Genomic DNA, 14,027 nt, shown 5'->3' on the forward strand with positions numbered 1-14,027 from the left:
CACCGTTTTCCGGATTACTCGGAGGCGTTGGTGTTCAGCACCCAGTCCGGCTCGCCGTCCTCGGGGAGGTTGCGCAGCTTATCCGGATTGCGCATCACATCGATATTGGTGATGCGGCCGTCGTCGATGGTGAAGGAGAACACGCCGGTGTTCTTGCCATCGAACACCACCAGGCCGGGACGGCCGTTGACCATGACCGAACGACCCCAGCCGCCACCGACCTCGGTCGCGTACCGCAGGAAGCCCACCAGCGTCTCGGCCACCTTGGACGCGCCGTGCAGCGGATGCCGGAACGCGTTGACCTTGCCGCCGCCGTCGGCGGTGAAGGTGACATTCGAATCCAGCACGCCCAGTAGCGCACTCAGATCACCCGAGCGCCACGCCACCGAGAACGCCGACACCACCTTCTCGTGCTCGGCCGGATCGGCCGGGAAGCGCGGGGTGCCGGACTCCACATGCTTGCGCGCGCGAGAAGCCAACTGCCGCACCGCCGCCGGGGTCCGGCCCACCACCTCGGCGACCTCCGGGCCGGTCATCCCGAACACATCCTGTAGGACGAACGCGGTGCGCTCGGCCGGGGACAGCGATTCCAGCACCACCAGCAGTGCGGTGGTGACCCGCTCATCCTGCGAGACTCGATCGGCCGGATCATCCACCCAGCTGGTGATCTCCGGCTCCGGCAGCCATTCGCCGACATACTGTTCGCGCCGCGCCCGCGCCGATCCCAGATGATCCAGCGCCAACCGCCCCGTCACGGTGGTCAGCCACGCGCGCAGATTCTCGATCTCCGCACCGTCATTCGTCTCGTAATACCGCTGCAACCGCAGCCACGCGTCCTGCACCACATCATCGGCATCGCTGAGACTCCCCAGCGTGCTGTAGGCGACCCGCCGCAAATAGCTCCGATGCTCCTCGAACCGCCGCGCCAACTCGGCCTGATCGGGTACCCCGTGCTGTCCGTCGCTCATTGCCGCCTCACCATTCCTAACCACGCGTCCCTCCGGACGACCCTCACCAACCAGACGAACCAACTCCCCACACTGTGACATTCCCCAGCTCCGAGCCAGGCCGCACCCTCACCCGAGACCGCGACCGCACCTTCGCGGACCTCCGGCAACGACCGCAGTGGTGTGAGTGGCCGATGTCGAACCCCCGAAGGTTCAGGCGCTCACCGGCCGGGGAGCCTTCCCACGCACCGGTTTCGGACGTTGTGGCAGTGGGATCGCCACCTGCGGGCGCGGTACGACTTGCGCGTGGGGCGTGTACCAACGGCGTGGATCGCTGAATGATTCGCGATCCTCAGCACGCCACCGTGGTCTGATGGGCGCATGAATTCTCAGCGGCGCGTGTAAGCGACGGTCGCGGCGATGAGGGCCGTGGCGAGCTGTACCGCTTCGGAGAGGCGGACGGCGCGGCGGAGGTCGGCTACGCGTGGGGCCGGGCCGTCGCCGAGGGTCGGGCGCATTTCGGTGCCGTGCCGGTATCGGGTGAGTCCGCCGAGTTGGACGCCGAGTGCGCCTGCCATGGAGGCTTCCGCCACACCGGCATTGGGGCTCGGGTGCTTGCCCGCGTCTCGCCGCCAGGCGCGCCAGGCATCGGCGGGGCGGCCGCCGATCACCGGGGCGAGCACCGTTGTGATCACTCCGGCGACGCGGGCCGGGCCGAGATTCGCGATATCGTCGGTGCGCGCCGCGGCCCAGCCGAATCGGTTGTAGCGCTCGTTTCGATATCCGACCATGGCGTCGAGGGTGTTGACCGCCCGATACCCCAGCAGTCCCGGCACTCCTGCGATCGCGCCCCAGAACAGCGGTGCCACAGTCGCATCCGAGGTGTTCTCCGCGATCGACTCCAGCGCCGCGCGGGCCAACCCATCGGCGTCCAGCAGTTCGGGATCGCGGCCGCACAGCGACGGCAACAGCTTTCGTGCGCCCTCGATATCGCCGGACTCGAGCAGGTCGGCCATCTGCCGCCCTGTCTTGGCCAGCGTCGTTCCACCGAGCACGGTCCAGGTGGCGGCGGCGACCAGCGCGGTTTGCGCGACACCTCGCCGACGAGTAACCCGCTGGGCGATGATCCCCAAACTCACGGTGCCGCCGACCAATACGATCTCGTGCACGATCCCGGCCAGCCGCTGATCCCGATAGGTGACCTGCTCCAGCCGCATCGCGGTGGTGCCGAATCCGGCGACCGGGTGGCCGCGGCGCGGATCGCCGAACACCCGATCCGTGGCGAAGCCGATCAACAACCCAGCTGCGGCAATACTCCCGGAACGCACCAGCCGAGGTTAGCCACCCTCGCGCAGACCCCGTTCACCCCCTCCGCTCGCGGCCAGATGAACCCTCGCGTGGTTCGGAATCACCGGGCCCGTGGCTGTGCCACTCGGTGCGGGTCAGCGGCGGGTGTTGCCGTAGCGGTCGGCGAGGCGGGCTTCGTTGGTCGGAGGTTTCGGAGATTTGGGACTGGACGATGTCGGCGCTGCTACCGAGGTGGTGGAATCCGCGTCCGCGTCGGCCGGGGCTGGTGCGGCGCTCGACGGCGGTGCGGCAGCCGTGGATTCGGCGCGTTCGCGGCGGCGGGCTCGGATTTCGGCGTAGATGAAATAGCCGAGGCCGAGGGGAGCCATGATGCCGAAGGCCAGCCATTGCAGGCCGTAGGAGAGGTACGGGCCGGCGTCCAATTGCGGGAGCGGGACGGGGCTGAACGCGCCGGGCTGATTCTCGTCGAGTTGCAGGTAGCCGCCGCGGCCATCGGTGGGGATGGGGGTGAGCGGCAGGTTCAGGACCGTCGAATCCTGTTCGGTGTCAATGGAATAGACCTGGCGGTAGCCGTCCTCGGTCAGCGGGGGCTTGGTGTCGACGATGCCCTCGGAGGCGCGGACCCGGGCCTCGAGACGCTGCGGTCCGGTCGGCGGGGTGGCGACCACGGGCGGGCGGGAGCCGTTCACGGCGGCGACCAGACCGCGATCCACCAGCACGGTGCGACCGTCGTCGAGGGTGAACGCGGTCAGCACCGAGAACGCGGGAGCCGAGTCGAGATGGCGCAATCGGACCAGCACCGTGGAATCCGGAACGTAACTGCCCTGGGCGGTCACCCTGCGCCATTCGGTGTTCCTATCGGAGCCGCCGAACATGCTGCTCACATCGACCGGATCGGCGTGCACCGAATCCGCGATGCGGGTATTGCGCTCCGAGGTCGAGGTGTTCTTGCCCAGCTGCCACGGCGCGAGCACCGAGAAACACAGGTACGCGAACCCCGCCACCACCACCGCGAGAATCACCCAGCTCGGCCGCAAGAGAAATGTGAGCCGACGAAGCATGGAATTGCCAGAACTCATGCGCGATCGCCTTCGCCGAGCTGTAACCGCACCCAGTCGAGCAGTCCCGGCACCGCGGCCTCGATCTGCTCGCGCACCAGCGCGAAATCGGATTGATCCCCGTAATACGGATCCGGCACGCTCGGCCCTCCGGCGTCCGGGTCGAAACTCCGCAGCAGCCGACGCCGCTCCGACGGCACCCCCATCCGCGCCAGCGCCCGCTCATGCCCGGTATCCAGCGCGACCAGCAGATCCGCGTCCAGATGATCGTCCCCGATCACCGCCGCGCTATGCCCCACCGGATACCCGTGACTCCGCAACTCGGCATCGGTCCGCGGATCCGCCTCATCCCCGATATGCCAGCTCCCGGTCCCGGCACTGCTCACGCGCACCCGATCGGCCAGCCCGGCCCGTTCCAAATGCGCCGCGAACATCTTCTCGGCCATCGGAGACCGGCAGATATTGCCGGTGCAGATGAAGGTCACATGCAGGTCGCCCACGACAGCCATTCTGTCCCGAACCCCTCGAGCCCGGCCACGTAGGGTGTTCGCTGTGCCCAAGCACACCACCTCACACCGCATCCCAGCCGCCCCGGCCCGCTCCGAAACCAGCGCCCACGGCTCCCGAACCCATGCGCCGACCACGATGCCGCCCGGCAATGCCGCACTCGCCGCACCGAGCGATGCGCGGTGGACTGTCGCACCTGGCAAGACGTCAGCCGCCGAGGCGAACGATCGGATGAAGTCCGTGCCGTCCGGCGATCTCGCCGCCGAAGGGAGCGATTGGCGGACGAACCTGCCGACCGGTGGTGCGGCAGTTGCCGACGCGGGTCACGCGCCGCGAAGCGCTTCGGGTGTGGAATCAAGCGCTTGGTCCTCTCCCGCACGTGGGCACGAGGTAGTCGCTGACCTGGGCCGCGTGCCCGAGAACTTTTCGGACGTTGTGTCACGTGTCCCGAGCATCGCGCGGGCCGGGCGGCTCGTGTGGTCGACATGTCGACGGGCCGCGAATTGAGCGATGTGAGTGGCGTGAGTGGCCTCGATGATGCCGACTACGCGAAGTTGCGGCATCACGGGGATGTCGAGACTCGGGTGGGGATGGTTGATTTCGCGGTGAATGTGCAGGGGAGTGGGCCGCCGGAGTGGTTGCGGGAGCGGCTGGCCGGACGGTTGGGGGAGCTGGGGCGGTATCCGGATGCGGGGGAGGAGCGGGCCGTTCGAGAGGCGGTGGCGGCTCGGCATGGGCGGCGGGCTGATGAGGTGCTGCTGTTGGCGGGGGCGGCGGAGGGGTTCGCGATGCTGCCTCGGCTGGGGTCGAGGCTGGCGGCGGTGATTCATCCGTCCTTCACCGAACCCGAACTCGCACTGCGGGAGGCCGGGGTTCCGGTGGCACGCGTGGTGTTGGAGCCGCCCTACAGCTTGGAATTGGTTGTGGGGCAAGCGAATGCGCCTGGATCTGCGGTCGGCGCGGTCGGTGATAGGGCTGACGAGCCGGTGTCCGGGGCGCGCGGAGTGTCGGTGCTGGAGGCGGCGGACCTGGTTGTTGTGGGTAATCCGACGAATCCGACTTCGGTGTTGCATTCGCGGGAGAGTCTGCTGGCGCTGCGGCGGCCGGGGCGGGTTGTGGTTGTCGATGAGGCTTTTGCGGATGCCGTGGTCGGGGAGACGGAATCGCTTGCGGCGGAGCGGTATTCGGATGTGGTGGTGTTGCGGAGTCTGACCAAGACGTGGGCGCTGGCGGGGCTGCGTTGCGGGTATTTCCTGGGGGATCCGGAGGTGCTGGCGCGGTTGAATCACGGGCGGGCGCATTGGCCGTTGGGGACGTTGCAGTTGGAGGCCATCGCCGCCACGTGCACGCCGGAGGCGGTGGCGGAGTCACAGCGGTTGGCCGAATCCATTGCGGCGCATCGGGATGCGATGATTCCCCGGTTGCGGGCGCTCGGCATCGAGGTGTGTGAACCGGCGCGCGGGCCGTTCCTGTTGATCCGGGTGCCGGACGCGGAGCTTTTGCGCAAGCGGCTGGCGGGTAAGGGGATCGCGGTGCGGCGCGGGGATACCTTCCCGGGGCTGGAGTCGGGATTTCTGCGGTTGGCGGTGCGGCCCGCGGCGGAGGTGGATGTATTGATCGACGCCATCGCCGAGCTCGGGCTTTAGTGAAAACAACTGTGTCGGAGGAGGTTCGGTAATGGCGGCGGTGCGATTGGCCGAGGTGATGGCGGCGCTGGACGCGGCGTATCCGCCCGGTCTGGCCGAGTCGTGGGATTCGGTGGGCCTGGTCGCCGGTGATCCCGGCGACGCGGTATCGCGGGTGCTGTTCGCGGTGGACGCCACCGCCGCCGTGGTCGACGAGGCGATCGACTGGGGCGCACAGGCTTTGGTGGTGCACCACCCGCTACTGCTGCGCGGTGTCGACACCGTCGCGGCGGACACCCCGAAAGGCGCACTGCTGCATCGGCTCATCCGCTCGGGCTGCGCGCTGTTCACCGCGCACACCAATGCCGATTCCGCCGATCCGGGCGTCTCGGACGCGCTGGCGCACGCCATCGGCTTGACCGTCACTGGCCCGTTGGAGCCGAAACCGCTTACCGCCCTGGATGAATGGGAAATCATCGTCCCGCGTACGCATACCGAACAGGTGCTCGAAGCCATGTTCATCGCGGGCGCGGGCGGAACCGGAAACTACCGTGACAGCGCCTGGCGGTCGGCGGGCACCAGCCAGTTCCGCCCGGTCGAGGGCGCGAACCCCGCCGTCGGCGCGATCGGCGAACTGCACAGTCAGGATGAGGACCGCATCGAGGTGGTCGCCCCGCCATCGCGCCGCGCCGCCGTCCTCGCGGCCCTGCGCGCCGCGCATCCGTACGAAGAGCCCGCCTACCACGTCACCGAGCGCGCCAAGCTGCCCTCCACGCGCGGTATCGGCCGCATCGGTGAACTCGCGGCCCCGGAAACGTTGCGTGAGTTCACCGCTCGCGTCCGCGCGGGTTTGCCCGCCACCACCTGGGGCGTCCGCGCCGCCGGTGACCCGGACCGCCTGATCCGCACGGTCGCCGTCTGCGGCGGCGCGGGCGACTCCTTCCTGAACACCGTCGCCCGCCTCGGCGTCGACGCCTACGTCACCTCCGACCTGCGCCACCATCCCGCCGACGAACACCTGCGCGCGGGCGGTCCAGCCCTCATCGACGCCGCCCACTGGGCCACCGAATTCCCTTGGTGCGCACAGGCGGAAGGCGTTGTGCAGGCGGCTCTCCCCGCCGTCGAGACCCGCGTCTCCGCAATCCGCACCGACCCGTGGACGGTCGGCGCGGCCGACTGCTGAAGTTTTCGTGCAATCGTTGGCACGTGCTGCGGGAAACCCGTCGAATCAGGTGCTCGATCGCACGAAAAGTTCAGGGCTTCAGCCTTCGGTGACGATCGTGGGCTCGTGTGCCACAGGGAAATTCACCGAGTTCGCGATGAAGCACCGCTTATGCGCCTCCCCGTGCAGCTGCTGTGCGGCGTCGATCATCCCGGCGTCTCGCACGGTGACGCGGGGGCGCAGGGTGACGAGTTGGAAGCGCTCATCGTCCATCACGCCGACCGCGGTGTCGTGATACCCGGTGACGACTACGCCCGCCTCCGCGCACAGGTGCAGGTACCAGAGCATGTGGCAGTCCGATAGCGACGCGACCAGCAGTTGTTCCGGATTCCAGCGCGTCTTGTCGCCCCGGAATTTCGGGTCGGAGGTCGCGGGAATCGCGGGCCGCCCCTCCGCGAGCAGTTCGTGATTGCGCGTGTAGTCGCGGTATCCGGTGGTCGCGCCGGACCACGTGACCTCGACCTCATAGCGGTGTTCGCCCATGTATCGACCCTGGCATATCGCCCCGGTGGCGCGCCCGTCGATTTTCCGCGCGCCCCGGCCTGTCGCGATCAAATGTCCAGGTTGCGGTGGGGTTGGACAATCCGGGTGGCGCGGACGGGTACGGTGGGAGTCTTGAACCGTCCATAGCGTCCAGGAGACCTTCCGCGTTGAATGCCGAACCTTCGATCCAGTCCAAGCTGCTCGACCTCGCCGCCGTCGACGCCGAACTGACCCGGATCGAGCACCGCCGCAAGGTGTTGCCCGAGGAGCAGGAGGTGCAGCGGCTGGAGGCCGAGCGGACGGCCCGCAAGGACGCGTCGGTGAAGGTGGAAATCCTCATCGACGATCTGGACCGCGATATCCGCAAGCTGGAAGGCGAGATCGACGCCGTCCGCAAGCGGGAGGACCGCGACCGCGGCATGCTGACCTCCGGTTCGGTCGGCGCGAAACAGCTTTCGGAGCTGCAGCACGAGCTCACCAGCCTGGAGCGCCGCCGCAAGGTGCTCGAGGATGACGAGATCGACGTGATGGAGCGCCGCGAGGCCGCCGCCGCCGATCACGCCCACGCCGGCGCCAACCTCGACCAGGCCGAAGCCGATCTGGTCGATGCCGAACGCCGCCGCGATGACGCCGTCGCCGACCTGAACGTCGCCCAGCAGCGCTGTGACTCCGACCGCAGCGCGCTGTCCGGTGGCTTCCCCGCCGACCTGCTCGCCGTCTACGAGAAGCAGCGCGCCACCGGCGGTATCGGCGCGGCCCTGCTCCAGGCCCGCCGCTGCGGCGCCTGCCGCATCGAACTCGACCGCGGCGAAATCTCCCGCATCGCCAAAACCGCCCCCGATGTGGTCGTGCGCTGCCCCGAATGCAACGCGATCCTGGTGCGCACCAAGCACTCCGGGCTGTAGCGACCCACTGCCCGAAGCTGGTGCAGGCAGCACCCGAGGGGTGGCTCAGTACGGTCGGGCAGGCCCGTCCGAGGTGCGCTCGAACACGGCCTGGCCGATTTCGCGGGTGAGCTTTGGCAACCCGCGAAATGTGGTCTCGCGCGCCAGTGTTCGGCGGTGGCCTGGGTGGCGTCGTCGGAGCCGGGGAGTCGGCTGGCAGGATGTGGCGCAGTCGGAATCGAGCCGGGCTTGCGGGCCTGGGTGATCGCTCGGCGGAATTGCGATGATCGCGATTCGAGCGGTAGGCGATGGCATTCGCTTCGGCGGGTGATGGCCAGGCACCTTTGGAGGGTGAGTAGCGGTGACGGACAAGGTTGTTGTCGAGGCCGACGGTGGCTCGCGGGGGAATCCCGGGCCCGCCGGGTACGGGGCTGTGGTCTGGGATGCCGGGCGCGAGGCCGTGCTCGCCGAGCGGAAGGAATTCCTCGGGGTCGCGACCAACAACGTCGCCGAGTATCGGGGCTTGATCGCCGGGCTCGAGGCCGCTGCCGAGTTGGGTGCACGTGAGGTTTCGGTGCGCATGGACTCCAAGCTCGTCGTCGAGCAGATGTCCGGGCGGTGGAAGGTCAAGCACGAGGCCATGATTCCGCTGGCCGATCGGGCTCGGCGGCTGGTCGCGGGCTTCGACCGGGTGAGTTTCGCGTGGATTCCGCGCAAGGAGAATTCGCACGCCGATCAGCTCGCCAATGAGGCCATGGATGACGCGGAGGTCGTCGGCGAGGTGCGCAACGCACTGAATCAGCCGGTGACGGAATCGACTCCCGCGAACGCCGGGGCGGCAATACCTTCCGGTCCGACAGGAACTGCCACCCCGGTGGCGCAGGCGGCTGCGGCTCCCGCGCCGGGGTGGACCGGAGCTGTCGGGCGGCCCACTCGGCTATTGCTGCTGCGGCATGGGCAGACGGAATTGTCGGTGGAGCGGCGGTATTCGGGGCGAGGAAATCCGCCGCTGACGGAATTGGGGCGGCAGCAGGCCGCCAATGCGGCGAAAATGCTTGCGGGTAAGGGGAATATCGCGGCGATCGTGTGTTCGCCGCTGGGGCGGGCGCGCGAGACAGCGGAGGCGGCCGGGAAGGCGCTCGGGTTGCCGGTGCGGGTGCTCGACGGCTTGATCGAGACGGATTTCGGTGCGTGGGAGGGGCTTACGTTCGTCGAAGCCCGCGATCACGATCCGGAATTGCACGCGCGGTGGCTCGGGGATCCCTCTGTCGCCCCGCCCGGCGGTGAGAGTTTCGATCAGGTGCGCGAGCGCGTCGAATCGGTGCGGCGCGATCTGGTCGCGCTGTATCCCGGTGCGAATGTGCTTGTGGTGAGCCATGTCACGCCGATCAAGATGCTGTTGCAACTCGCACTCGGCGTTGGCCCGTCGCTGCTGTATCGCCTGCACCTGGATTTGGCGTCGTTGTCCATCGCGGAGTTCTATCCCGACGGCGGTTCGTCGGTCCGGCTGGCCAACGACACCTCATATCTCTAGGGACTTCTAACTGCTAGGGACGCAGTGTGGCGGTGAGGAATTCGAGTTGGTCGTGCACGGCCTTCTCGAACCACTCGTCGAAGTAGATATCGAAATGGCCGATCGGATACTGCTTCACGACGGCGTGCTTGGTGCGCTCGGCCGCGCGCAGCGTCGGTTTGGCGGGCGCCACGCTGTCGTTATCGCAGATGGCGTAGAAAACCGGCGCCTTGATGTCCTTGGCGCGCCGGGCGGGTGAATCGAACAGCGTCGACATGCCGATGCGCGCGGGCACTTTCGGCCGATACTGCGTGGATTCCTCAGCGAGCCGCCCGTATCCGTCCGGGACGTCCGCCGCGCTCATCAATGCCGCCGAATGCTTCTTGCCCGCCAGCCGCGCCGAAATTGGCCGCCGGATCACCGGGCTGACAATGATGTCCGTCAATGCCAGCGTCCCGATCTTCACCAGACTTATCGGTCCCTTCGCCATGGCCGAAGACCATCCGCTGGTGAATGGGCACTGCGCGACCACGGCCGCGAGATAGTGATCGTCCGGCGCCACGGAAAGCACATGCCCGCCACCGAACGAACTGCCCCACAATGCGATTCGCGTCGCGTCGATACCGCGAACGGTGCGCGCGTAGGCAATGGCCGCATGCCAGTCCTCGCGCTGCCGCGCGATATTGATGACATTGCGCGGCTCACCCCCGCTACCCCCGAAATGCCGATAATCGAACGCCAGCACCGCGATTCCCGCCGCGGCGAAACGCCGCGCGTAGCGATCCAATCCCATTTCCCGATCGGCTCCGAGCCCGTGCCCCATGACTACCAGGGGACGTGGCCGTATCGGCCCATCCGGCAGATACAGCCATCCCGCACACTGCTCACCACCGGAAGGGAACCCCACCTCGACACGCTCCATGGCCCATTACGGTACCTTGGTGGCCGCGGACGAGTCGGTTGGGCGGCCGCGGCGATGGGAACGGGCATGCGAATGCCGCCGCCCGTCGTCGAGGAAAGTCCGGACTCCACAGAGCAGGGCGGTTGTTAACGGCAACCCGGGGTGACCCGCGGGACAGTGCCACAGAAAACAAACCGCCGGCGCTCCGCTCGCGAGAGCGGACGCCGGTAAGGGTGAAACGGTGCGGTAAGAGCGCACCAGCGCGCCGGGTGACCGGCACGGCTAGGTAAACCCCGCCCGGAGCAAGGTCGAAGGTCGCATTCGCGAGAGTGCGGCTGCGCGGACGTTCGAGGGCTGCTCGCCCGAGTTCGCGGGTTGACTGCTCGAGGCACCCGGCAACGGTGTGTCCAGATGGATGGTCGCCACCCGGTGTTCGCACCGGGGACAGGATCCGGCTTATATACCGACTCGTCCGCCCTTTCGGGGGCGATCTCGCGGTGCCATGATTGAGGGTGGGCCGCGGCCGGATACCCGTGGCACAGTTGGAAATTCGCGGGGGCGAAACACCATGGGCGTGCTGTATGGCCTGGCGGCCACAATCGCAGTGCTGTTCTTCATCGGAGTGTGGGTGGTCGCCTCGGGCGTCCGCGTGGTGGCACAGTACGAAAAGGGCGTGGTATTCCGGCTGGGCCGGGTGCGCGCGGTACGAGAACCCGGCCTGCGCCTGCTGCTGCCCGGCGTGGACAAGATGCGCAAGATCTCCACGCAGGTGATCACCATGCCGGTGCCCGCGCAGGAGGGCATCACCCGCGACAATGTGACGGTCCGGGTGGACGCGGTCGTCTATTTCCGGGTCATCGATCCGGCGCGCGCCATTATCGAGGTGCAGGACTATCTGTTCGCGATCGCGCAGGTCGCGCAGACCTCGCTGCGTTCGATCATCGGTAAGAGCGAACTCGATGATCTGCTCTCCAATCGCGAGGAGATGAACAAGGGCCTGGAGATGATGATCGACAATCCGGCCCTGGGCTGGGGCGTGCACATCGATCGCGTGGAGATCAAGGATGTGGCACTACCGGATTCGATGAAGCGCTCCATGTCCCGCCAAGCCGAGGCCGAACGGGAACGCCGCGCCCGCATCATCTCCGCCGAAGGCGAATTGCAGGCCTCCACCATGCTCACCGAGGCCGCCGCCCGCATGTCCACTGCCCCGGCCGCATTGCAATTGCGACTGCTGGAAACGGTGGTTCAGGTTGCGGCCGAGAAGAACTCGACGCTCGTCCTGCCTTTCCCGGTCGAGCTGCTGCGCTTCCTCGAGAGCGGGACCCTCCGCAATGAGAAAGATAAAGAAGAAGGTTGAGCCCATGTCCACCTCGATGCTGATCCAGCCGCTGGCCGTGTTAGTACTTTTCGCTATCGCCTATCTGTTCAAGCTGCTCTCCGCGACGCTGCCGAACGGCCTGCGCGACAGATAGCGCGCAAACAGCCGGACAACACCGTGCCCGGCACTGTTCAAACCTCACGACGAGGTGAGATACACCGCTTCGCAAGAGCTGTGCGAGATCCGCCGAGTTGGGCGAGAATGACGGCGCGTGCATGGCGTGTTTCGGCGCGGCTCGGCGTGTCGACTGGGTTATCGGCCCGGAACTGGCATCGAACGTGATCGACGTCATAAAGTGTTGCGCGTTGGAAAGTTCCGTTGCGGCCTGCAACGGACAAAGGGTCTCAACATCGAACTTCGGAAAGCAGGTCTCGTCTATATGCGAATTGCTCGCAAATTGGCAGCCGGTGCCCTCCTCGCCGCTGCCGCTTCCGTTTCGGTTGTCCTCGGCGCCGGATCGGCCTCCGCATTCGCGGTGACTCCGCTTCCCGGCGGAGTTCAGGTGGATCTCACCCCGGCGGATACCGCCTGGGTGGCGAATTCGCACATCGGGCAGGCGATCGCGGGCCTGCCGCATCCCTCTGCCGCGTCCTTCGGTGAATCGCTCGATTCGGCGGCGGCGCTCTCGACTCAGTTCCCCAACGGTCGCGTGGTCTTCACCGTGTACGGCCCGTTCGATCAGTTGAACGGCACCATGCTGGCCCTGCAGTAGGGTCAGCGCGGCTCAGTGGAACTGCATCAGCGGATTCTGTCGGCGCCGGTCGATTTCGGCGCCGTACGAACCGAATTCGGATTGGCCTCGGACTACCCGTCCGAGGCCGTCTCGGAAGCTCGCGACGCGGTCGACGCGTTCGCGGGCGCCCGGGTCGATCGCCGCGATATCGAACTCGTCACCATCGATCCGCCCGGCGCCATGGATTTGGATCAGGCGCTCGCGCTCGAGCGCACTCCCGCCGGAGGGTTCCGGCTCTACTACGCGATAGCCGATGTGGCGGCGTTCGTTCGCCCCGACGGGCCACTGGCTAGGGTCTCGCTGGCTCGCGGAGAAACCTTCTATCTGCCCGACGGCACCGTGCCGCTGCATCCGCAGGTGCTGTCCGAAGGCCGGGCCAGTCTGCTGCCCGATCAGGATCGCGCCGCCGCGCTTTGGATCATCGACTGCGATGAGCATGCTGAGCCGCAACGGTATTCGGTGACGCGCGCACTGGTGCGCTCCCGCGCCCGCCTCGACTACGCCACCGTGCAGGCCGCCGCCGACGCGGGCGAACTGCACCCCTCCATCGCCGCCCTTCCCGACTTCGGCCGCCTCCGCATCGAGGCCGGGCTGAATCGTGGCGCGATCAGTCTGCGCCTGCCCGCCCAGAGCGTGGTACCCGCAACCGGCCCGGATCATTGGCAGCTGGTCATCGAACCGCGTACGAACGCGGATGATTGGAATGAGCAGGTTTCGCTGCTCACCGGCATGTGCGCCGCGCTGATCATGCTGAAGGGCGCCGGGGACGATCACCTCGGCCTGCTTCGCACCATGCCGCCGCCCGCCGCGTCCACCCTGGAATCCATGCGCCGCACGGCCACGGCGGTCGGCGTGCCATGGCCCGAGGAGGAATCGGTCGGGCGCATGCTGGCGGGGCTCGATCCCAATACCCCAGCGGCACTTGTCCTCATGTCCGAGGCCACCGGTCTGTTGCGTGGCGCGTCCTACACCCAGCTGAACGGTCAGCCCCCGGAGACCGTACAGCACAGTGCGATCGGCGCGCCCTACGCACATGTGACCGCGCCGCTGCGCCGACTCTCGGACCGATACAGCACCGAGATCTGCCTTGCCCGTTGCGCGGGAACCGAAGTCCCGCAATGGGTTCGAGACGGCCTGGGTGCGGCGGCCGAATCCATGCGGCGCGCCGACGCGGTAGCGGGCAAGCTGGAACGTGCCTGCATCGACCTCACCGAATCCACACTGCTCGCGCCGCGAGTCGGCACCGACTTCGACGCGGTGGTCCTGCGTGAGGCCAACGGAACTCGCCCCGCCGAGATCTTCGTCGCCGACCCACCCGTGCTCGCCAAATGCGCGGGCGCGCCGCCCGAAGGCCAACACGTCACCGTCCGCCTCACGGTAGCCGACCCGGCAACGCGCACAGTCACTTTCACCTACGCCACCGAGTCGGAACCGCTGGAACCGGCGGCCCCGGAGCAGAAGTAGT

General features: G+C 67.5%; 13 protein-coding genes and 1 other RNA gene. 8 read left to right on the forward strand and 6 right to left on the reverse strand.

Annotation, left to right across the window (positions count from 1 at the left end; translation table 11 throughout):
• Positions 1-14 precede the first annotated feature (14 nt).
• From sigJ to ACFVUS_RS38050, 4 genes are all read right to left on the reverse strand, one after another.
• A complete protein-coding gene (gene sigJ, locus ACFVUS_RS38035) occupies positions 15-968 on the reverse strand; it encodes an RNA polymerase sigma factor SigJ (RefSeq protein WP_387778184.1) in 954 nt (317 codons plus the stop codon).
• Positions 969-1,336: 368 nt separating this feature from the next.
• The gene (locus tag ACFVUS_RS38040; RefSeq protein ID WP_387778187.1) at positions 1,337-2,275 is read right to left on the reverse strand and encodes a cobalamin biosynthesis protein; all 939 of its coding nucleotides are present in this window, start codon (positions 2,273-2,275) and stop codon (positions 1,337-1,339) included.
• 114 nt (positions 2,276-2,389) lie between these two features.
• On the reverse strand, positions 2,390-3,334 hold the full coding sequence (locus ACFVUS_RS38045; RefSeq protein ID WP_387778190.1) for an SURF1 family protein: 945 nt from the start codon (positions 3,332-3,334) through the stop codon (positions 2,390-2,392).
• Positions 3,331-3,822 (reverse strand): low molecular weight protein-tyrosine-phosphatase, encoded by a 492-nt coding sequence (locus ACFVUS_RS38050; RefSeq protein ID WP_387778193.1) that lies wholly within the window; start codon positions 3,820-3,822, stop codon positions 3,331-3,333. The genes ACFVUS_RS38045 and ACFVUS_RS38050 overlap by 4 nt, the downstream gene beginning before the upstream one ends.
• Before the next feature lie 588 nt (positions 3,823-4,410).
• Here ACFVUS_RS38050 and cobC point away from each other — a divergent pair.
• On the forward strand, positions 4,411-5,466 hold the full coding sequence (gene cobC, locus ACFVUS_RS38055; protein ID WP_387778603.1) for an Rv2231c family pyridoxal phosphate-dependent protein CobC: 1,056 nt from the start codon (positions 4,411-4,413) through the stop codon (positions 5,464-5,466).
• A gap of 31 nt (positions 5,467-5,497) precedes the next feature.
• On the forward strand, positions 5,498-6,628 hold the full coding sequence (locus ACFVUS_RS38060; protein ID WP_387778196.1) for a Nif3-like dinuclear metal center hexameric protein: 1,131 nt from the start codon (positions 5,498-5,500) through the stop codon (positions 6,626-6,628).
• Between the two features lie 78 nt (positions 6,629-6,706).
• Here the strand turns inward: ACFVUS_RS38060 and ACFVUS_RS38065 are convergent, their stop codons facing one another.
• On the reverse strand, positions 6,707-7,150 hold the full coding sequence (locus ACFVUS_RS38065) for an OsmC family protein (RefSeq protein WP_387778199.1): 444 nt from the start codon (positions 7,148-7,150) through the stop codon (positions 6,707-6,709).
• A 167-nt stretch (positions 7,151-7,317) separates the two neighbouring features.
• Between ACFVUS_RS38065 and ACFVUS_RS38070 the strand changes: the two genes are divergently transcribed.
• Both ACFVUS_RS38070 and ACFVUS_RS38075 read left to right on the forward strand, forming a co-directional pair.
• Positions 7,318-8,055 carry a zinc ribbon domain-containing protein gene (locus tag ACFVUS_RS38070; RefSeq protein ID WP_387778202.1) on the forward strand — a complete coding sequence of 246 codons (738 nt, stop codon included), beginning with the start codon at positions 7,318-7,320 and terminating at the stop codon, positions 8,053-8,055.
• Positions 8,056-8,395: 340 nt separating this feature from the next.
• Positions 8,396-9,568 carry a bifunctional RNase H/acid phosphatase gene (locus tag ACFVUS_RS38075; RefSeq protein ID WP_387778205.1) on the forward strand — a complete coding sequence of 391 codons (1,173 nt, stop codon included), beginning with the start codon at positions 8,396-8,398 and terminating at the stop codon, positions 9,566-9,568.
• Positions 9,569-9,581: 13 nt separating this feature from the next.
• Here ACFVUS_RS38075 and ACFVUS_RS38080 read toward each other — a convergent pair whose 3' ends face one another.
• Positions 9,582-10,469 (reverse strand): alpha/beta hydrolase, encoded by an 888-nt coding sequence (locus tag ACFVUS_RS38080; protein ID WP_387778208.1) that lies wholly within the window; start codon positions 10,467-10,469, stop codon positions 9,582-9,584.
• 30 nt (positions 10,470-10,499) lie between these two features.
• Between ACFVUS_RS38080 and rnpB the strand changes: the two genes are divergently transcribed.
• The 4 genes from rnpB (at position 10,500) to ACFVUS_RS38100 (ending at position 14,026) form a co-directional block, all read left to right on the forward strand.
• Positions 10,500-10,923: RNase P RNA component class A (gene rnpB, locus ACFVUS_RS38085), an RNA gene on the forward strand.
• Between the two features lie 93 nt (positions 10,924-11,016).
• Positions 11,017-11,808, forward strand: a complete 792-nt coding sequence (locus tag ACFVUS_RS38090; protein ID WP_387778211.1) for a slipin family protein — start codon at positions 11,017-11,019, stop codon at positions 11,806-11,808.
• Between the two features lie 523 nt (positions 11,809-12,331).
• Positions 12,332-12,541 (forward strand): hypothetical protein, encoded by a 210-nt coding sequence (locus ACFVUS_RS38095; RefSeq protein WP_375968311.1) that lies wholly within the window; start codon positions 12,332-12,334, stop codon positions 12,539-12,541.
• Between the two features lie 15 nt (positions 12,542-12,556).
• On the forward strand, positions 12,557-14,026 hold the full coding sequence (locus tag ACFVUS_RS38100; RefSeq protein ID WP_387778215.1) for an RNB domain-containing ribonuclease: 1,470 nt from the start codon (positions 12,557-12,559) through the stop codon (positions 14,024-14,026).
• Position 14,027 lies beyond the last annotated feature (1 nt).

Source organism: Nocardia sp. NPDC058058 (assembly GCF_042885355.1).
Classification (GTDB): domain Bacteria; phylum Actinomycetota; class Actinomycetes; order Mycobacteriales; family Mycobacteriaceae; genus Nocardia.

What these genes read in the sequence shown, in the direction of transcription:
- ACFVUS_RS38090 (WP_387778211.1), top strand. Translation starts at nt 11,017, where the DNA reads ATGGGCGTGCTGTATGGCCTGGCGGCCACAATCGCAGTGCTGTTCTTC.
- ACFVUS_RS38050 (WP_387778193.1), bottom strand. Translation starts at nt 3,822, where the DNA reads ATGGCTGTCGTGGGCGACCTGCATGTGACCTTCATCTGCACCGGCAAT.
- ACFVUS_RS38060 (WP_387778196.1), top strand. Translation starts at nt 5,498, where the DNA reads ATGGCGGCGGTGCGATTGGCCGAGGTGATGGCGGCGCTGGACGCGGCG.
- sigJ (WP_387778184.1), bottom strand. Translation starts at nt 968, where the DNA reads ATGAGCGACGGACAGCACGGGGTACCCGATCAGGCCGAGTTGGCGCGG.
- ACFVUS_RS38065 (WP_387778199.1), bottom strand. Translation starts at nt 7,150, where the DNA reads ATGGGCGAACACCGCTATGAGGTCGAGGTCACGTGGTCCGGCGCGACC.
- ACFVUS_RS38045 (WP_387778190.1), bottom strand. Translation starts at nt 3,334, where the DNA reads ATGAGTTCTGGCAATTCCATGCTTCGTCGGCTCACATTTCTCTTGCGG.
- ACFVUS_RS38080 (WP_387778208.1), bottom strand. Translation starts at nt 10,469, where the DNA reads ATGGAGCGTGTCGAGGTGGGGTTCCCTTCCGGTGGTGAGCAGTGTGCG.
- cobC (WP_387778603.1), top strand. Translation starts at nt 4,411, where the DNA reads ATGGTTGATTTCGCGGTGAATGTGCAGGGGAGTGGGCCGCCGGAGTGG.